18 protein-coding genes are annotated in these 18,179 nt (G+C 68.6%); 16 read left to right on the forward strand and 2 right to left on the reverse strand.

From position 1 onward, the window contains the following. The 6 genes from HW130_RS28825 (at position 1) to HW130_RS28850 (ending at position 5,929) form a co-directional block, all read left to right on the forward strand. Positions 1-1,521: an aminopeptidase P family protein gene (locus tag HW130_RS28825; protein ID WP_177152680.1), complete on the forward strand. Its 1,521-nt coding sequence runs from the start codon at positions 1-3 to the stop codon at positions 1,519-1,521. A gap of 14 nt (positions 1,522-1,535) precedes the next feature. Then, on the forward strand, positions 1,536-2,906 hold the full coding sequence (locus HW130_RS28830) for a hypothetical protein (RefSeq protein WP_177152681.1): 1,371 nt from the start codon (positions 1,536-1,538) through the stop codon (positions 2,904-2,906). A 158-nt stretch (positions 2,907-3,064) separates the two neighbouring features. After that, a complete protein-coding gene (locus HW130_RS28835; RefSeq protein ID WP_177152682.1) occupies positions 3,065-3,940 on the forward strand; it encodes a diiron oxygenase in 876 nt (291 codons plus the stop codon). 12 nt (positions 3,941-3,952) lie between these two features. Beyond that, positions 3,953-4,777, forward strand: coding sequence for an aminoacyl--tRNA ligase-related protein (locus tag HW130_RS28840; protein ID WP_177152683.1), 825 nt, complete (start codon positions 3,953-3,955; stop codon positions 4,775-4,777). A 10-nt stretch (positions 4,778-4,787) separates the two neighbouring features. Continuing rightward, positions 4,788-5,018 carry an acyl carrier protein gene (locus tag HW130_RS28845; RefSeq protein ID WP_177152684.1) on the forward strand — a complete coding sequence of 77 codons (231 nt, stop codon included), beginning with the start codon at positions 4,788-4,790 and terminating at the stop codon, positions 5,016-5,018. Between the two features lie 134 nt (positions 5,019-5,152). After that, the gene (locus HW130_RS28850; RefSeq protein WP_177152685.1) at positions 5,153-5,929 is read left to right on the forward strand and encodes a 4'-phosphopantetheinyl transferase superfamily protein; all 777 of its coding nucleotides are present in this window, start codon (positions 5,153-5,155) and stop codon (positions 5,927-5,929) included. Positions 5,930-6,025: 96 nt separating this feature from the next. On the opposite strand, the gene HW130_RS28855 is transcribed toward HW130_RS28850, so the two are convergent. Then, positions 6,026-7,276, reverse strand: coding sequence for an MFS transporter (locus HW130_RS28855; protein WP_177152701.1), 1,251 nt, complete (start codon positions 7,274-7,276; stop codon positions 6,026-6,028). A 67-nt stretch (positions 7,277-7,343) separates the two neighbouring features. Continuing rightward, positions 7,344-8,315 (reverse strand): alpha/beta hydrolase, encoded by a 972-nt coding sequence (locus HW130_RS28860; protein WP_177152686.1) that lies wholly within the window; start codon positions 8,313-8,315, stop codon positions 7,344-7,346. A gap of 229 nt (positions 8,316-8,544) precedes the next feature. Here HW130_RS28860 and HW130_RS28865 point away from each other — a divergent pair, with 229 nt between their 5' ends. The 10 genes from HW130_RS28865 to HW130_RS28910 all read left to right on the forward strand — a co-directional run bounded on the left by HW130_RS28865 (position 8,545) and on the right by HW130_RS28910 (position 18,156). After that, positions 8,545-9,336: an SAM-dependent methyltransferase gene (locus HW130_RS28865; protein WP_177152687.1), complete on the forward strand. Its 792-nt coding sequence runs from the start codon at positions 8,545-8,547 to the stop codon at positions 9,334-9,336. Between the two features lie 99 nt (positions 9,337-9,435). After that, positions 9,436-10,638 carry an ornithine--oxo-acid transaminase gene (rocD, locus tag HW130_RS28870; protein ID WP_177152688.1) on the forward strand — a complete coding sequence of 401 codons (1,203 nt, stop codon included), beginning with the start codon at positions 9,436-9,438 and terminating at the stop codon, positions 10,636-10,638. A gap of 67 nt (positions 10,639-10,705) precedes the next feature. Further along, a complete protein-coding gene (locus HW130_RS28875) occupies positions 10,706-11,464 on the forward strand; it encodes an SDR family NAD(P)-dependent oxidoreductase (RefSeq protein ID WP_177152689.1) in 759 nt (252 codons plus the stop codon). 99 nt (positions 11,465-11,563) lie between these two features. Further along, complete coding sequence (locus HW130_RS28880; protein ID WP_177152690.1) at positions 11,564-12,841, forward strand: ATP-grasp domain-containing protein; 1,278 nt, start codon at positions 11,564-11,566, stop codon at positions 12,839-12,841. Between the two features lie 131 nt (positions 12,842-12,972). Beyond that, entirely contained in the window at positions 12,973-14,004 is a 1,032-nt protein-coding gene (gene argC / locus HW130_RS28885; protein WP_177152691.1) for an N-acetyl-gamma-glutamyl-phosphate reductase, read from the forward strand. Positions 14,005-14,026: 22 nt separating this feature from the next. Further along, positions 14,027-14,911: a [LysW]-aminoadipate kinase gene (locus HW130_RS28890; RefSeq protein ID WP_177152692.1), complete on the forward strand. Its 885-nt coding sequence runs from the start codon at positions 14,027-14,029 to the stop codon at positions 14,909-14,911. Between the two features lie 27 nt (positions 14,912-14,938). After that, entirely contained in the window at positions 14,939-15,499 is a 561-nt protein-coding gene (cysC, locus tag HW130_RS28895) for an adenylyl-sulfate kinase (protein WP_177152693.1), read from the forward strand. Further along, entirely contained in the window at positions 15,496-16,431 is a 936-nt protein-coding gene (gene cysD, locus HW130_RS28900; RefSeq protein WP_177152694.1) for a sulfate adenylyltransferase subunit CysD, read from the forward strand. The genes cysC and cysD overlap by 4 nt, the downstream gene beginning before the upstream one ends. Before the next feature lie 2 nt (positions 16,432-16,433). Further along, entirely contained in the window at positions 16,434-17,714 is a 1,281-nt protein-coding gene (locus HW130_RS28905) for a sulfate adenylyltransferase subunit 1 (protein ID WP_177152695.1), read from the forward strand. A 211-nt stretch (positions 17,715-17,925) separates the two neighbouring features. Next, a complete protein-coding gene (locus HW130_RS28910) occupies positions 17,926-18,156 on the forward strand; it encodes a transposase (protein ID WP_309140611.1) in 231 nt (76 codons plus the stop codon). Positions 18,157-18,179 lie beyond the last annotated feature (23 nt).

The following is an 18,179-nucleotide window of genomic DNA, read 5'->3' on the forward strand; positions in this document are numbered from 1 at the left end:
TTGGCCAACATCGGACGGGAAGAGCGCTCGGGCGGCCACGATCGGGCGCTCCCTCAGCGATTCCTCGACTTCATGACGACCGGCTGGCGCACCGAGGAAACAGATCTCACCCCTGTTCCCCAGGTGAAGCACCTCGCCCGGCGCCGGGACCTGCTCTCGGCGGCGTTCCCGGGCGACACCCTGGTGATCCCCACGGGCACCATCCACTCGCGCACGTTCGGCTCCCCCTACCCCTTCCGGGCGGGCAGCGACTTCCTGTGGCTGACCGGCGACCAGGAGCCCGATTCGGTGCTCGTGATGCACCCGACGGCCGGCGGACACGACGCCGTCCTCTACACGCGGCCCCGTTCGAACGCGGAGTCCGGTGCTCAGTACCTCGACCGGACGGACGGCGAGATCTGGGTCGGTCGGCGCAAGTCCCCGCAGGAGAAGGCCGCCGTCCTGGCGATCGACACGCGCCCGCTGCACCGGCTGCCCGCGGTGCTGAGCGCGGTGGCCTCCTCGGACCGGCTGCGTGTCCTGCGCGGCTACGACGCCGGCCTCGACGGCGGCCTCGACCGCGGCATGCTGCCCGTGACACCCGACAACACCGGCCGCGACGCCATGCTGGCCAGCGTGCTGAGCGAGCTGCGGATGGAGAAGGACGAGTGGGAACTCGCCCAGATCCAGGATGCGGTGGACGCCACCGTCCGCGGTTTCGAGGACGTCGCCCGGCGGCTGCGGCCCGACGCCCCGACATCCGAGCGGTACATCGAGGGGGTGTTCTCCTGGCGTGCCCGCGTCGACGGCAACGCCCTCGGTTACAGCTCCGTCGTGGCGGGCGGACCCCGCTCCACGATCCTGCACTGGGCCCGCAACGACGGCAGCGTCGAACCCGGACAGATCCTGCTCATGGACATGGGCATCGAGAACAACAACTGCTACACCGCGGACGTCACGCGCGTACTGCCGGTCTCGGGGACGTTCAGTCCGGCCCAGCGCGATGTGTACGACATCGTGCACGCCTCGCGGAACGCGGGGCTGGCGGCGCTGGCTCCGGGCGCGGCCTTCGCGGAGATCCACGACGTCTGCATGCGCGTGCTGGCCGAGGGGCTGAGGTCTCTCGGCCTCCTGAAGGGCAGCGCGGATGAGGCGATGGACCCGTCCTCCCTCGCCTACCGCCGTTGGTCGCTGCACGGCTTCGGGCACATGCTCGGCCTGGACGTCCACGACTGCGGGCACGCCCGGCCGGAGGCCTACGGCAGCGGTGTGCTGCGGGAGAACCACGTACTGACCATGGAACCCGGCCTCTATCTGCAGCCGCACGACGAACTCGTACCCGAGGAGCTGCGCGGTATCGGGGTGCGGATCGAAGACGACGTCCTGGTCACGGCCCATGGCCACCGTCTGCTGACCGAGGCGCTCCCCACGGATTCGCACGAGGTCGAGGCATGGCTCGCCGCCCAGCGGGAGGCCGGCCCGCGGGAGCCGGGCATCGACGACGTCCGACCGGCGGTTCACCGCGGTCCCACCGGATATTGAGGGGTGCCAGGAAGATGTCACGTGACCACGCACTGACCGAGAAGTACCTGGAGCGGATAGGGGGACGACTCCTGGGACCGGTCCACAGGAGCGAAGCCGGTCGTGCCTCCTACGGAGACGCGTACGCTCCGCGCCCGGTGTTCCTCTCCGCGGCGAAGACCGAAGCGCTGCACCGGGACCTGGAAGTGCTGCGCGATGCGCTCTTCCGCCTCCCGGGTCTTCTGTTCGACGGAGATCTCGCCGCGTTCGCACGTGCCAACGGAATGGAGGACGTGCAGGTACGCGCCATCGAGTGCGCCTCCGCCGGCGTGCCGAACCCTCCTACGAGTATGGGGCGGGCGGATCTCTACCAGGACCGGACGGGTTTCCGCCTCATGGAATTCAACATGGGCGGCACGATCGGTTTCGAGCTCGACATCTGCCGCGGGTTCCTGGAGGACCCCGAATTCAGCCGGTTCGCCGCAGAGGAAGGACTTCAGCACGTCCACTCATTGTCGGAGCAGGTCCGCACCGTCCGGGCCGAGATGGGGCTGGCGCCCGACGCCCGCCCGTTCGTCGCGCACGTGGAATGGCCCCGGCACTTCGCGGTGAACGAGCCGTACATGAGCGCCATGTGCAAGCGGTGGGGTGACCACGGACTGGAAGCCCGTCCGTGCCACGTCGGGCAGCTCGAAAGGCGGGACGGAAGGCTGTGGCTCGAGGATCGCCCCATCGACATCGTCTACCGGCAGTTCCTCATGGAGGACCTCCTCTCGGACGACGCCGACGCGCTGATGGAGCCCTTGCTCGGGGCGCTGGAAGACGGCGAGGTGCGCATGTTCACCTCGCTGGAGTCGGAGCTGTACGGCAGCAAGGCCTCCTTGGCCATGCTCTCCGACCGGGCACACCGGCATCTGTTCTCGCAGGAGGAGCTGGATGTCATCGACCGGCTGCTTCCGTGGACCTCACCGGTGACATCGGGACCGGTCATCCTCGAGGACGGGACGGAGACCTCGCTGCTGGATCACGCGATGGCCGAGCAGCACGAGCTCATCCTCAAGCCCACCCTGCTGCACGGTGGTCAGGGTGTCGTCCCCGGCTGGTCGTCCGACGTCTCCTCGGACCAGTGGCGCAAGCTGCTGCTCGACGCCATGGACGGTCCTTACGTGCTGCAGCGGCGCATCCATCCGGTCCCCGAGCCCTTCCCCGAGCCGGACGGCGGATCCCGGCCCTGGATCGTGAGCTGGGGGGTGGTCATGATGGCCTGCGGGCACGGTGGGTTCTTCACCCGGAGCGCCCCTGCCGAGGCGGGCAAGGACGTGCTCAACCACTTCCAGGGAGCGCTGGTCGGGTCCGGATTCCAGGTCGGCCCGAGTCCACGACGGCATGAGGTCCCCGGCGGGTAAGCGGGACGTCTAGCGGCGGGGGAGAAGGTCAACGCACTGGGTCCCCGCGAATGAAATCGTTGCGGACGCTCCTGACGCCGGCCCGGTCGTAGCGTTGTTCCAGGCGCGGCAACCGGTGGTGTCGGCCGGTCAACCAATGGTCCTATTGCGGAGGTCACGTGTCAGCCCCGACGACGATCGAGTGGACGGAAGAGTTCTCCCGAGCCGTGCACCGGCTGATCGACGTTTCCGTCGATGACTACTACAATCCGTACCGCGCTTTCCAGTGGCCCGAATCGATCGAGCCCAAAGACCTGTGGATGAGCCGGGATCTGCTGTCCGTCCACGGCACACTCGCGGAACAGGAACTGAGCCGGGAGCAGCTCGTCGAACTCTCGCGATGGGAAAGCGTCAACCTCTACAGCCTGATCGCTCATGGCATCAGGGAACTGCTCATCGAGGTGATGCGCCGCATCCACACGCCCGGCTACGAGATTCCCACGCCGTACTTCCATCACTTCATCGGTGAAGAGAACGAGCACATGTGGTTCTTCGCCGAGTTCTGTCTGCGGTACGCCGGCCGCATCTATCCCGACCGGCGCATGGTGTTCCCGACAGATGACCGCTCGCCGGAGATGAACAACTTCATCGTCTTCAGCCAGATACTCATCTTCGAGCAGATCGGTGACTACTTCAACGCCAAGATGGCGGCCGACGAGGATCTTCCGGAGACGGTGCGCGAAGTCAACCGCATCCACCACCGCGACGAGTCCCGGCACATCGCGTTCGGCGGCAAGCTGGTATCGGCACTCTTCGACGAGGTCCGGCGGAAGCACTCCGCCGAAGAAATCGAAGAGGTTGGCCGGTATCTGCGCGGATACATCGATCTGATCATCCAGATGCTCTACAGCCGCGAAGCCTACCAGGATGCCGGTATTCCCGATCCGGCACGGTTTCGTGCCGCTGTCATCGCCGACCCGGCGAGGGCGGCGATCACGGCTCGCATCACCCGACGCACCAACAACTTCTACCGACGCATCGGCCTGTTCCGCTGACGGGAGATCCTCATGCCGGCGTTTGTCGCCCCTGGAATCACGGTTCTTGAATCTGAGGAGGTCGCCCTATTCGACGCACTGGAGGCTCGCTTCCAGGAAATCGCTGTCACCTTGGGGGCACGTCCGGTGGCCGGCCCGGCGTTGCTCCCCGTGGAGGACCTGGCGCGCCTCGACTTCTTCCGCAACTTCCCGCACCTCGCGCTGCCCGTGGCCACGCTCACGGACGAGGCCCGCGGAGTGCTGGCGCGCGGAGAGGCCACGGCTCCGTCCGGCGGACACACTCTCGCGCCGACCGGCAACTGCCTCCCGACGGCGACCTGTTACGGCCTTCTCCTGAGTCTCGGGGGGCGCCGCCTGGGGACGCCGGAGGTCATCACGTCGATCGGCCGCTGCTTCAGGAACGAGGACCACTACGACGGCCTGCGCCGGCTGCGTTCCTTCCACATGCGCGAAGCGCTCTACGTCGGCACCAGGGAAGGCGTGGTGGACCACCTGACCCGCTCCACCGAGCTCGTGCTGGACCTGGCCGACCGGCTGGGGATCAAGGTCCGTCACGAACCCGCGACTGATCCGTTCTACCTCGGCAGCGGATCGCGGGCGCTCCTCAACCAGATGGATCCCGTGAAGTTCGAGTTCGTGTCGGAGGACGGGACGGCCATCGCATCGGTCAATCGGCACCGCAATTTCTTCGGTGAGCGTCTGGGGATCTCCTTCGGGGACGAGGCCGCCTACAGCGGCTGCCTGGCCTTCGGTGTGGAGCGCTGGGTCCATGCCGCACTGCAGGTGTACGGCGACCCTCAGCGGGCGCTCGCCGCGCTCAACGAGTCCGTAGCTTAGGAGGAATGGCATGGAGGAAGTCATCAACTGGATCCGGTCCAAGAACCCGGATCTGCAGACGGAGATCACCGGGGACACCGATCTCATCGAATCCCGGCTCATCGCGTCGGTCTCGTTCCTGGAGTTCGTCGCACTGCTGGAGGAGCTGTCCGGAGAGCCGATCGACGTCGGCTCGCTGGACGTCAGTGATTTCCGTACGCTCGACCGGATCAGCGCGAAGTTCCTCATGCCGGTGGGCTGACGGAACGACTCGACGTCGAGAACGCAGGAGCGTCGTGGACACCGTGCTCATGTTCCGCGGCGCTCCATGCGGCGTTGGCCACACGAACTCGCCGTGGCCGCCGAGGGAGTTACCCGAGTCGGAGGCCGAGAAGAATGGCAGGACCGCTGGGGACGGTGCCGGCCGCAGACCCGGCGATCCGGGCTGCGGGCAGGAGCGCAGCGTCCGCGGCCGACGTCTGGTACGTCGGCGTGGACCAGGTGCCCGAGTCGCTCGCCGTACTCCTGGACGACCACGACCGCGCCCGCGGCCGGCGGATCCTGCGCGAGGCGGACCGGCAGCGCTTTCTCGCCGCATGGGTTCTGGCACGGCTCGTCCTCGGCGAGAGGACGGGAGTGGATCCGGCGGCGCTGAGCTTCGACCGGACCTGCGCCCACTGCGGTGACCGGACACATGGGAAACCGGTCGTGGAGACCGCGGGCGCCGGTCCCGACTTCTCACTCTCGCACGTCGGAGGGCTCGCCGTGGTGGCCGTGTCGGATCGGGCCGTCGGCGTCGACATCGAGGATGCCGCGGTGGGCGAGCAGCCACTGGCGTCGGCGCTGACGGAGCGGGAGCGCGCGACCTGTGCGAGCTACGCGGACTTCGCGCGGCTGTGGACGCGCAAGGAGGCCCTGCTGAAGTCCGTCGGCAAGGGCCTTGGGATCCACCCGAGGCGCATCGAGGTTCTCGACTCGACGCCGGCCGAGCTCCCCGAGGAGCTCGGCCGCTCCGGTGACTTCGCTCTGTGCGACCTTCCGCTGCCTGCCCCGTACGTGGGAGCGCTCGCGGTGCGTGGACCGCGGCCGGACCTGACCGTGCACGAAGGCGCGGAGCTCGTCGGCGAAGCCGCGCGGCTGGTCTCCGGCGGGCGGTCGTCGGTACGGGGCTGACGCAGCACCAGACCGTCCGGCGCGGCGAGCGAGATGTTCTCCATCTCGCTCGCCGGGCCGGACGGTCTTTTCATCCGGACGGTACGGCGGCCCGACTCAGCGTGATCCCAGCGCCGAGGGGGTGACGTTCCTGAAGAAGGGCAGCAGGGTTGCCGTCGTGGCCACGGCGAACGCCCCGAAGGCCAGCCGGACGTCGACGAGTTCGGCCAGCACGCCCACCAGGCCGGCGCCCACGGGCAGGGCGCCGAAGGCGAAGAAGCGGAACGTGGCGCTGAACCTGCCGAGCATCTCGTCGGGCACCAACCGCTGGGTGACGGTGCGGGCGTTGACGGTCCAGAGTGTTCCTCCCATGCCACCGAGGAAGGCCCCGACCGTCACCGGCCACACACTGGTGGTCAGGGCGGGCAGAGCGACCAGGGTAGTGGTCCCGAAGGGGGCGGCGAACATGGCCCAGCGCGCGCCCAGAAGCCGGTTCACCGGGGCCACCACCAGCGTGCCGGTCAGTCCGCCGATGCCGAGAGCGCTGAGCGCGAGGCCGTACCCCTGCGGGCTCAGCGCCAGGGTCTGGGTGGCGTACAGCGGAAACAGCGCCAGCCACGCGCCCCACGTGGCGTTCAGTACGGCCACGACCAACATCAGGGTGCGCAGCACCCGGTTCCGCCAGATGAAGCGCAGCCCTTCGGCGATCCGGCTGCCGACCGAGGCGGGAGCCGCCGCGGGAGCGCGCCCGGCCGCCTGGAACCGGCCCACCAGCAGGAGCAGCGCGAGCGCTGCCACGGTGTACGAGATGCCGATGGCCCCCAGCGCCAGCGCGGTCCCCGCGGCCAACAGCAGGCCACCGATGAACGGCCCGGCGAATTCGAAGCCCACGGTCTCGGCGCCGAGCATCCAGGCGTTGGTCCGTTCCCGGCCCGCCTCCGGGACCGCTGCGGGCACCAGGGCGGAGGCGGAGACCGACGCGAGCACGTCGGCGACGCCGAGGACCGCGCCGGCGGCGAAGAGCTGGGTCAGGCCGACGCCACCGCTCAGGGCGGAGAGGGTGAGCCAGCTCATCACCGCCATCCGCATCCCGTTCGCCACCCACAGCAGCCGCCGCCGGTCGAAGCGGTCGACGAGTACACCGATGTGCAGCGCGATCAGCAACCAGGGCAGCGTGAGCGTCATCGAGACCGCGGTGATCCGGGTGGGGGAATCGGTGAGCTGCGCCGCGAGAAACGGCAGGACCGTCCTCATGACGCCGTCGGCGAGGCTCGTCACGGCGGTGAAGCCGACCAGGACCGCTGTGTTGCGGCCACCGATGGATTTCTGCGGAGTGCGAGGGGCGGGGTCTGCTTCCGTCTGTCGCAGGACGTCCGAGTCGCTCACCTTGTACCTCGCTTAGCGGTCGGGTTATGCACGTCGATCAGTACTCCGATCAGTGCTCGGGACGGTTCTGTTCCATGTCGTCCGAGGCCAGTCGCCGGCGCAGGAACGCGACGATCTCGTCCAGTGCCTCCCTGGCGGTGTCGAGGACTGATGTCATGGACATGAAACCGTGCGGCAGGTCCTTGTACCGGTGGTACTCCACCGGCACGTCGGCGACCGAGAGCGCGTCCGCGTAGGCCTCGCCCTCGTCACGCAGTGGACAGAATTCGGCGGTGATCATCAGCGTCGCGGGAAGCCCGCTGTGGTCGGTCGCGTTGAGCGGTGAGGCGTAGGGCGAGGCGCCGTCCGCGGGATCAGCCAGGTAATGGTTCCAGAACCAGGGGACCGAGTGGGCGTTGAAGAACATCGGGTCCTTGTTGTCGCGCATGGAAGCCGTCACCGATCCATGGCGCATCGCCGGGTAGATGAGCACCTGGGCGGAGATCCGAGGTCTGTCGGCATCTCTGGCCATCAGCGATATCGCCGCGGCCAGGGTCCCGCCGTTGCTGTCCCCCGCGACGGCGATCCGCTCGCCGTCCGCACCGATCCGAGAGGCGTTCTCCGCCACCCATCGCACGGCGGCATAGCAGTCTTCGGTGGCCGCCGGGAAGGGGTGCTCGGGCGCCAGCCGGTAGCCCACGGAAACGACCACGCAGGGAACCATGCTGGCCAGTGCGCGGCAGATCGCCTCCGAGGTGTCCAGCGAGCCGACGACGAAACCGCCGCCAAAGAAATACACCAGGACGGGAAGTGGCTCGTCGCTCTCCTTCTCCGGGCGGTACACCCTGAGGGTCAGGGGACCCGCCGGACCGTCGATGTCCAGATCGAATATCTCTTCGGGTCGCTTGATCCACTCCCAGATCTCGGCTTCGGTTTCACTGTCCGCTTTCCTGGCCTCCTCCACCGACATCGTGTAGAGCGGGGTGAACCCGGTTGCCATGCGAAAGTTTCTGATTCCCTTGACGACGGGATGAAGCGGCATCAATCCCCCAGCGTTTCAGTGTCAACGGTGCGCATCAATGCTTCCACGCGGAGGTCGAACACGCGTCTGTGACAGGTTCGTTGGCGAGGACACGGTACGTTGAATTTTCTCCGCTGTGGATAAGCGTCCTGCTTACCTCGGTGCTCCCGCGGTCCGTGCCACTCTTTTCCTGCCAGGCGACCGGCCACGGGTCGGCAGAAGTGGATCGTCGAGGGGAAGCAGTCGCGCCATGACCATCGAGAATGTGACTCAGCGGCCTGCCGGGGGCAGTGACCCCGCACGCGTCTACGACTACTTCATAGGTGGCGACAGCGGTCTCGAAGCCGACCGGTCGGCCGGTGCCTGGATTCGACTGCAGGCGCCCGACCTGCTTGCGGCCATGCAGGAGAACCGGTTCTTCCTTTCGCGGGCGGTGCGCTGGCTGAGCCGGCAGGGTGTCGATCAGTTCATCGACATCGGTTCCGGCTTCCCCGTCCCGCCGAACACGCACGAGATCGCCTTGTCGATGTCACCTTCGGGTTCCGTCGTCTACTGCGACGTCGATCCCCAGGTGGGGAGGCGCACGCGCGCGCTCATCGCCGGCACGAAGGGGGCGGACTTCGTCCTGGGCGACATTCGAGACCCTGAGGAGCTGGTGGCTCAGCCGGCCATCCAGAAGCTGATCCGTTCCGGCCGCCCGGTGGCCTGTGTGCTGGCCGCGGTGCTGCATTTCGTGCCGGAGGACGGGGATCCCGAAAGGATCACCGCGGTTCTGCGTGAAGCCCTGCCCCAGGGGAGCTATCTGGTCGTCTCCCACATCGCGGGCGACATCCCCTGGGCGGAACGCAACAACGAAGAGACGCTGAGGCGCGCCTTCGAGGACATGTATCCCCGCACCCGGGCGCAGGTCACCGAATTCTTCGGCCATTTCGAAATGGTCGCGCCCGGTGTGGTGCCCGCAGCCCAATGGCACCCGGCCGAGGGAAATTCCGGAGAAAAGCCCGACCTCGCCATCTATGCCGGAGTCGGCCGCAAGGTGTAGGGGCGGCGACATGACGGACGCGCGAAGACCGCGGCAGACCCAGCAGGACCATCTCTACGACAGCGGCTCCGACGAGGAGCCCGCACGAGGAGTTTCGCCATGACTGTGGACGTCCTCTCCGCTCAGGACCACATCAGCCTCGCCGAGCGCTGGGGAGCACATGACTCCGTGCCGTTCCCGGTGGTGCTCGCCCAGGGGGAGGGTGCCTGGGCGACCGATGTGGAGGGCCGACGCTATCTCGACTTCCACGGTGGGTACTCCGCGCTGAACTTCGGCCACGGGCACCCCGAACTCGTCGCTGCGGCGAAGGCGCAGCTCGACAGGATGACGCTGAGCACCCGGGCGTTCCACAACGATCAGTACGGGCCGTTCTGCCGTGAGCTGGCCGAGCTGACAGGCACCGAGAAGGTGCTGCTCTCCAACTCCGGCGGTGAGGCCGTCGACACGGCCGTGAAGATCGCCAGGAAGTGGGCCTACCAGGTCAAGGGCGTGCCGGACGGAGCCGCCGAGATCATCGTCGCGGGCGCGAACTTCCACGGCCGGACCACGACCATCGTGTCGTTCTCCACGCAGGCCGCCCACCGGGCCGGCTTCGGCCCGTTCACGCCCGGCTTCAAGGCGGTGCCGTTCGGCGACATCGAGGCGCTGCGCTCGGCGATCACCGAGAACACGGCGGCGGTCCTGCTGGAACCGATCCAGGGCGAGGCCGGTGTGGTCGTTCCGCCGAAGGGTTACCTCGGCGAGGTCCGTGAACTGTGCGACGACAGCAACACGCTGTTCGTCGCCGATGAGGTCCAGTGCGGAATGGCCCGCACCGGCTCGACCCTGGCGCTGGACCACGAAGGTGTCCGATCGGACATGTACACCCTGGGCAAGAGCCTCAGCGGCGGACTTCTGCCGGTGTCCGCGGTGATCGGCCGCGCCGACGTGCTGGGCGTGATCACGCCCGGCGACCACGGATCGACCTTCGGCGGCAACCCGCTGGCGTGCGCGGTCGGCCGAGCGGCAGTGCGGCTCCTGGCGACCGGGGAGTTCCAGGCCCGCTCCCGTGAACTGGGTGCGCACCTGCACTCCCGCCTCGCCGACCTGGACGGCGTGACGGAGGTCAGGGGGCGCGGCTTGTGGGCTGGTGTGCAGCTCGCGGAGGAGCGGGTGGCCGGACGCCGGGTGACGGAGGAACTGGCCGAGCGCGGTCTGCTGTGCAAGGAGGCCAAGGGCCACCTGCGGGTCGCACCCCCGCTGGTCGTCACGCACGAGGAGATCGACCTGGGCGTCGACATCATAGCCGACGTACTGGGGTGAACCGGGTCCACCGACGCACGCGCCTGACGAAGGCGACTTTGCCACCGAGTGGACGGGAGAGGGATTCATGAGTGACTTCGCAGGACTGGTCGCCATCGTCACCGGCGGCGCATCGGGAATCGGTCTGGCCACGGCGAAGCTGCTGAGCAGCAGGGGAGCCAGGGTCGCCGCTCTCGATCTGAAGCCGGAGGGGCTCCCGGACGGCATCATGGGGGTCCAGGCCGACGTCACCGACGACGCCGAGGTCAAAGCCGCCATCGACGCCGTGGTCGAGCGGTTCGGCAGGCTGGACGTCGTGGTGAACAACGCCGGGATCGGCGCTGTCGGGGACGTCACCGCGAACGACGACGACGAGTGGTCGCGCGTGCTGGACGTCAACGTGGTCGGGATGGTCAGGGTCGCCCGGCACGCGGTACCGCATCTGCGGCGCTCACCCGCCGCCTCGATCGTCAACACCTCTTCGATCGTGGCCTGGGCCGGGGTGGAACAGAGGGTGCTGTACTCGGCCAGCAAGGGGGCCGTGTACGCGCTGACGCTGGCCATGGCGGCCGATCACGTGCGCGAGGGCATCCGGGTCAACTGCGTCGCCCCCGGCTCCGCGGACACCCCCTGGATCGACAGGTCACTCCAGCAGGCAGCGAATCCAGTGGCCGCCCGGGCCGCGCTCGACGCCTTCCAGCCGACCGGCCGCCTGGTGACGGCCGACGAGGTCGCGGGTGCGATCGCCTACCTGGCCAGCCCCTTGTCCAGCGCTTCGGTGGGCACGGTGCTCGCCGTGGACAACGGCATGCACGGTCTACGGCTACGGCCCCGGGGCCAGACGTAGCCCAGCGGGCCGCCCGCGCGGCGCCGGCCCGCCCGGCCGGTGCATCACCGAACACCATTCCGACCACGACACCAGCCCCCTGTTCGGAGGTACCTGACTATGGCAACCGATTTGTGCTCCCCCACGACACGAGTGGCTCTGGTCGACGCCTACTCGGCAGGGAATCTGCTGATTCCCGCGCTGAACCGGGAGGGCGTGGAGTGTGTGCACGTCCGGTCACCCGAACCCGACGTCAACATGGTGAAGCTGAAGTTCCCCGACGGCTTCATCGACGACATCAGGCACGAGGGCGACCTCGCGGCCACGGCCGCCGCGCTGCGTGAGTGGGGGATCGACTGCGTGATCGCCGGTGGCGAGTCGGGCGTCGAACTGGCCGATCAGCTCAACGCGGAACTCGGCACGCCGGGCAACGGGATGAGCCGGCCGACCTGTCGCCGCGACAAATACGAGATGGTCCTGGCGGTACGCGATGCCGGACTCCCGCACGCGGCCACCATCGTCTCGTCCGACGCCGACGAGATCGTCGAGTGGGCCGAGACGACTGCGGGCTACCCGGTCGTCCTGAAGCCGGTCTCCAGCGCCGGGCAGGACAACGTCATGGCCTGTGCGTCCGCGGAGGAGGTGCGCGCCGCCCACGACAAGATCCGGAGCAGCACCAACCGCCAGGGCCGGATCAACACCCTGGTGCTCGCCCAGGAATTCCTGGCCGGCACCGAATACTTCGTCAACACGGTAAGCCGTGACGGCCGGCATCACACGGCCGAGATCTGGCGATACTGCAAAAGCCGCATTCCCGGCGGCCACATCATCCACGACTACGTCGAGCCGCTGTCGCCGGACGATCCGGACGCCCAGAGGCTGGAGTCCTACTGTCACCAGGTGCTCGACGCGCTGGAGATCCACAACGGCGCCGCACATGCCGAGATCATGATGACCGCCGACGGCCCCGTACTGGTCGAGTGCGCCGGCCGTCTCGGCGGTGGCGCGGCCCCGCAGATCCTCAGCCGCAGTATGGCCGCCAACCAGATCGATCTCCTCGCCCTTTCGGTGGCCAGACCCGACGAGTTCAACCGCCTGCCCATCAGCGTGCACCGGTTGCTGCGGCACACCCTTTACGTGCATCTCGTCAACCCGAACGACCACGGCGTCGCACCCTCCCACGAGGACATGGGTGTCGTCCGCGCGCTGCCGTCCTGGGCCCATACCGTTCTGATGCACCCGGAAGGCCAACCGCTGACGCGGACGGTCGACTTCCCCTCGCAGCCGGGTTACGTGATTCTCATCTCCGACGATCCGGCACAGCTCCGCGCGGACTACGAGAAGCTGCGCGAGATCGAACGTGTCCTTTACACAGGGAACCCGGTCCTGAATCGGTGAACGAAGAAGTAAGCGCAGTGCGGACGCGGATCATGCGGGCGGGTTCGTAGATTCCTTGCATATCGGTGTTGATTCCTACGAAAGCGAACCCTGGTGGGGAATCCGAATATGTCGACGGGGGAGGTCTGGTCGTGACCCGGGTGGTGGTAGTCGGTGCGGCGGGTTATATCGGTGGAGAATTGTTGCGGCTGCTGATCGGCCATCCCGAGGTCGAGGTGGTGGGCGCGGTCTCCTCGCGATTCCCGGGCAAGCGGGTCGACGGGGTGCATCCGAATCTGCGGTCCGCCACGGATCTGCTGTTCTGCTCGGCCGATCAGGTGGACGAGTGCGACGTGGTGTTCCTGGCCCTGCCGCACCGCGTCGCGATGACACAGGTCGAGCAGTGGACCCGGCGCGCGAAACTCGTCGTCGATCTGACAGGGGACTTCCGGCTCAACGACGCCGAAGTCTTCCGGCGCTACTACGGTGAGGAGCACCAAGCCCCCCATCTGCTCGACGACTTCGTGCCCGGCCTCCCCGAACTGCACCGCGAGGACCTGCGCACCGCAGACCTGATCAGTGTTCCCGGCTGCATGGCCGCGGCCGGCGTGCTCGCCCTGTACCCCTTGGTGACTCGGGGTCTGATCGATCCCGAGCGAGGAGCACAGTTCGACGCCCGTACCGGGTCCAGCGGCTCGGGTGCCACCGCCGGCCCGGCCAACCTGCACGCAGAACGCAGCGGCGCCATGCGGGTGTTCGCACCCACCGGCCACCGGCACGAGGCCGAGATCTCCCAGCACCTGGGCCTGCCGGCCGCGATGACCGCCACCGGCGTCGAAGCGGTCCGAGGGGTCCAGACCATCTGCCATGCCACCCTGCGCACCGGCGTCGACAACCAGACCGTGCGCCGCGCCTACCGTGAGCAGTACGCCGCGGAGCCCTTCGTCCGAGTAGTGGCGCACCAACGCGGCATCTTCCGCTACCCCGACCCGAAGATCCTCCTGGGATCCAACTACTGCGACGTCGGCTACGCCCTCGACGAGGACACCGGCCGCCTGACCACCATCGCCGCCCTGGACAACCTCGTCAAAGGCGGAGCAGGCAACGCCGTGCAGTGCCTCAACATCCGCATGGGGTGGCCCGAGACCCTCGGCCTGACCTTCCCCGGCCTCCACCCCCTGTAAATCCCGGCCCACCGGAGAGAGCGTGACCACCAAACCGCTGACCGTCGTCAAATGCGGCGGCAATCCGGCCGTGGACGCTGCGGGCATCTGCGCCGACATCGCCCGTCTCGTCCACGAAGGACACTCCATCCTCCTGGTGCACGGGGGCTCCGGCGAGATCGGGCGCCTTGCCGGCAGACTCGGCGTCGCCCAGCGCACCCTCGTCGCCCCGGACAACGTGACCACCCGCTACACCGACCCGGACACCCTCGAAGTGGTCGTCCTCGCCCTGGCCGGTGCGGTCAAGCCCGTGCTCGTGGCGGAGCTCTCCCGTCACAAGGTGCCCTCGGTCGGCCTCACCGGCATGGACGGCGGCATGCTCCGCGCCCGCCGGAAATCGGTCGTCCGGGCCGTTGTCGACGGCCGCACCGTCCTGATCCGCGACAACCACAGCGGCCGCATCGCCACGGTGCGCACCGAACTTCCCGAGACGCTCCTGCGCGCCGGGTACGTACCCGTGGTCTCACCGCCCGCCATCGACGAACAGGGCCGCCCCGTCAACGTCGACGCCGATCGCGCCGCAGCGGCGCTGGCAGCGGCACTCGGCGCCGACCGACTCCTCCTCCTCACCGGCGCGCCCGGCGTACTTGCCGACCCCGACGACCCCACCAGCGTGCAGAGCACCTGCCGGATAGCTCCCACCGGCCCTCCCGACCCGTCCGCCACTGGCGGCATGGCGCTCAAACTGATCGCCGCACGCGAAGCACTCGCCGGCGGAGTGACCACCGTACGCATCGCGGACGGACGCACGCCCGAACCCGTCAGCCGAGCGCTCGCCGGGGCCGGCACCACGGTGCACATCTCCTGCGCGGAGCTCGGCACGCCCGGCCCCGCGCAGGCAGGGAGCTTCCCTCAAGCCTCCGCCTGACACGACCGCGAATAAGGAGAGGGGCTCATGACCTCGCAGAAGTTCTGCACGTGTCTGCCCGGTGCGACGGTCTGGCTGACCGGACTGCCGAGCGCGGGCAAGACCACGATCGCCCATGAACTCGCCGGGCGGCTGGGCGCCGAAGGCCGCCGTGTCGAGGTGCTGGACGGCGACGAGATCCGCTCCTCGCTGTCCGCCGGGCTCGGCTTCAGCCGGGCGGAGCGGGACACCCATGTCCAGCGCATCGGCCTCGTCGCCGAGGTCCTGGCCCGCAACGGCGTCATCGCGCTGGTGCCGGTGATCGCCCCGTACGCGGACAGCCGCGCGGCCGTACGCGAACGCCACGCGAGCAGCGCGACCCCCTACGTCGAAGTGCATGTCGCGACCCCCGTCGACGTGTGCCGCGCGCGCGACGTGAAGGGGCTGTACGCCCGGCAGGCGGCCGGTGAGATCTCCTGCCTGACCGGCGTGGACGACCCGTACCAGATCCCGGAGAACCCCGACCTGCGAATCGAGACGCACCAGCAGACCGCCGCGCAATCCGCGACGACGCTGCACACAGTGCTCAAAGAGAGAGGACTGGCATGACCACAGTCGTGGCGGACCACCCGCAAACCGACAACCCGTACGCGCTCTCCCACCTGGACACGCTGGAGTCCGAGGCCGTCCACATCCTCCGCGAAGTGGCGGGCGAGTTCGAACGCCCGGTGATCCTCTTCTCGGGCGGCAAGGACTCCATCGTCATGCTGCACCTGGCGCTGAAGGCGTTCGCCCCCGCGCCGATCCCCTTCTCGCTGCTGCACGTGGACACCGGGCACAACTTCCCCGAGGTCATCGAGTACCGCGACCGTACGGTGGAGAAGCACGGGCTGCGGCTGCACGTCACCTCGGTGCAGGAGTACATCGACACCGGCAGACTGCGCGAGCGCCCCGACGGAACGCGCAACCCGCTGCAGACGGTGCCGCTGACCGAGAAAATCCAGGCGGAGAAGTTCGACGCGGTCTTCGGCGGCGGGCGCCGGGACGAGGAGAAGGCCCGCGCCAAGGAGCGGGTGTTCTCGCTGCGCGACGAGTTCTCGCAGTGGGACCCCCGCCGCCAGCGCCCCGAGCTGTGGAACCTGTACAACGGCCGGCACGCCCCCGGCGAGCACGTGCGCGTCTTCCCGCTTTCGAACTGGACCGAGCTGGACGTCTGGCAGTACATCGCCCGCGAGCACATCGAGCTTCCCGGGATCTACTTCGCCCACGAGCGCGAGGTGTTCGCGCGCGACGGCATGTGGCTCGCCGCCGGCGACTGGGGCGGGCCGAAGGACGGTGAGACCGTCGAGACCCGGCTGGTCCGGTACCGCACGGTCGGGGACATGTCCTGCACCGGTGCCGTCGACTCCGACGCCACCACGCTGGACGCCGTGATCGCCGAGATCGCCGCCTCCCGGCTCACCGAGCGCGGCGCGACCCGCGCCGACGACAGGCTCTCCGAAACCGCCATGGAAGACCGCAAGCGCGAGGGGTACTTCTGACGATGGCCATCGACACGCTGCGCTTCGCCACCGCCGGATCGGTGGACGACGGGAAGTCCACCTTGGTCGGTCGGCTGCTGCACGACTCCAAGTCGGTCCTCGCCGATCAGCTCCAGGCAGTGGAACGCCTCTCCCGATCACGCGGCCAGGAGGCACCGGACCTGGCGCTGTTCACCGACGGCCTGCGCGCCGAGCGCGAGCAGGGCATCACCATCGACGTGGCCTACCGGTACTTCGCCACGCTGCGGCGGCGGTTCATCCTCGCCGACACGCCGGGGCACGTCCAGTACACGCGGAACATGGTCACCGGGGCCTCCACGGCCGACCTGGCCGTGGTCCTCGTCGACGCCCGCAACGGGGTGGTGGAGCAGACCCGGCGCCATGTCGCCGTGGCGGCCCTGCTCCGCGTCCCCCATGTGGTCCTGGCCGTCAACAAGATGGACCTCGTGGCACACGAGGAGTCCGTCTTCGCCGCCATCGCCGACGCGTTCAGCGCATACGCGCGCGAGCTGGGCGTCCTGGAGGTCACCGCGATCCCGGTCTCGGCGCTCGCCGGGGACAACGTGGTCGAGCCGTCGAGGAGCATGGACTGGTACGGGGGCCCGACGGTTCTCGAGCACCTGGGATCCGTGCCGGCCGGCCACCGCCCGGGCGAGGAGCCGACCCGCGTGCCCGTCCAGTACGTCATCCGTCCGCAGACCGCCGAGCACCCCGACTACCGCGGCTACGCGTGCCAGATCGCCTCGGGCGCGCTGTGCGTCGGCGAGCCGGTGACCGTGCTCCCGTCCGGCCGCACCAGCACCATTGAGGCCATCGACCTGCTCGGCCGGGCCGTGGACTCCGCGTGGGCTCCGCAGTCGGTGACCGTGCGGCTGCGCGACGGCATCGACGTCTCGCGTGGCGATCTCATCGCGCCGACGGCCGTCGCGCCCACCCTCACGCGCAATGTCGAGGCGACCGTGTGCCATCTCTCCGACCGGCCGCTGACAGCCGGCCAGCGGGTGCTGCTGAAGCACACCACCCGCACGGTCAAGGCGATCATCGAGGAGATTTCGTCGCGGCTCACCCTGGAAGATCTCTCGCAACAGCCGGCGCCCGGCGAGCTGCTCGCCAACGACATCGGTCGGGTTCGGGTGCGTACGACCGAGCCGTTGGCGCTGGATTCGTACGCACAATCACGGCGTACAGGCTCCTTTCTGCTCATCGACCCGGTGGACGGTACGACGCTGGCGGCCGGCATGGCAGACGGCGTGCCGGACGGCAGTACGGATGGCGTTGGGTGAGCCACGTCTGACGGGATGCCACACGTCCTGATGGCCAGGTCCGAGGCGGCGGTCACGGGGCCGCAGCCTCCGCCCGTACAGCCGACGGCCTGTCGCCCGCAGGCTCTCGGCTATGTCCAATGCACTTCTCCGGCAGGGGAGCGATTACCGGTAGTTCGTTAAGTCCGGTGGTGATGTGGGTTGAGGGTGCCGTTTCGGTTGGTCGTAGGCCGTGTCACTTGCCCTGGCAGGGGCGCAGTGGCCGCAGTTCTTCCTGTCCGAGTCGCCCTGGGAGGCCGAGCAGATCAACGACCGGCGGCTTGAGCTGCTACGCGAGGAGCCGGCTACGGCTCCGCACGACGGCGGGGTCATCGTGATCGACGACTCCGGGGACCGCAAGGACGGCACCGCTACCGCGCATGTTGGCCGGCAGTGGCTGGGCCGGTACGGCAAGACGGACTAGGCAGTTTCGTTTGGATCATCGGT

Origin of the sequence: Streptomyces sp. PKU-EA00015, assembly GCF_013387495.1 — a bacterium.
In the GTDB taxonomy this organism is placed as follows: domain Bacteria; phylum Actinomycetota; class Actinomycetes; order Streptomycetales; family Streptomycetaceae; genus Streptomyces.

Excerpts from the sequence above, each read along its gene's own strand:
- HW130_RS28830 (WP_177152681.1), top strand. The coding sequence starts at position 1,536 with ATGTCACGTGACCACGCACTGACCGAGAAGTACCTGGAGCGGATAGGG.
- HW130_RS28840 (WP_177152683.1), top strand. The coding sequence starts at position 3,953 with ATGCCGGCGTTTGTCGCCCCTGGAATCACGGTTCTTGAATCTGAGGAG.
- HW130_RS28845 (WP_177152684.1), top strand. The coding sequence starts at position 4,788 with ATGGAGGAAGTCATCAACTGGATCCGGTCCAAGAACCCGGATCTGCAG.
- HW130_RS28850 (WP_177152685.1), top strand. The coding sequence starts at position 5,153 with ATGGCAGGACCGCTGGGGACGGTGCCGGCCGCAGACCCGGCGATCCGG.
- HW130_RS28860 (WP_177152686.1), bottom strand. The coding sequence starts at position 8,315 with ATGCCGCTTCATCCCGTCGTCAAGGGAATCAGAAACTTTCGCATGGCA.
- HW130_RS28865 (WP_177152687.1), top strand. The coding sequence starts at position 8,545 with ATGACCATCGAGAATGTGACTCAGCGGCCTGCCGGGGGCAGTGACCCC.
- rocD (WP_177152688.1), top strand. The coding sequence starts at position 9,436 with ATGACTGTGGACGTCCTCTCCGCTCAGGACCACATCAGCCTCGCCGAG.
- HW130_RS28875 (WP_177152689.1), top strand. The coding sequence starts at position 10,706 with ATGAGTGACTTCGCAGGACTGGTCGCCATCGTCACCGGCGGCGCATCG.
- HW130_RS28880 (WP_177152690.1), top strand. The coding sequence starts at position 11,564 with ATGGCAACCGATTTGTGCTCCCCCACGACACGAGTGGCTCTGGTCGAC.
- cysC (WP_177152693.1), top strand. The coding sequence starts at position 14,939 with ATGACCTCGCAGAAGTTCTGCACGTGTCTGCCCGGTGCGACGGTCTGG.
- cysD (WP_177152694.1), top strand. The coding sequence starts at position 15,496 with ATGACCACAGTCGTGGCGGACCACCCGCAAACCGACAACCCGTACGCG.
- HW130_RS28905 (WP_177152695.1), top strand. The coding sequence starts at position 16,434 with ATGGCCATCGACACGCTGCGCTTCGCCACCGCCGGATCGGTGGACGAC.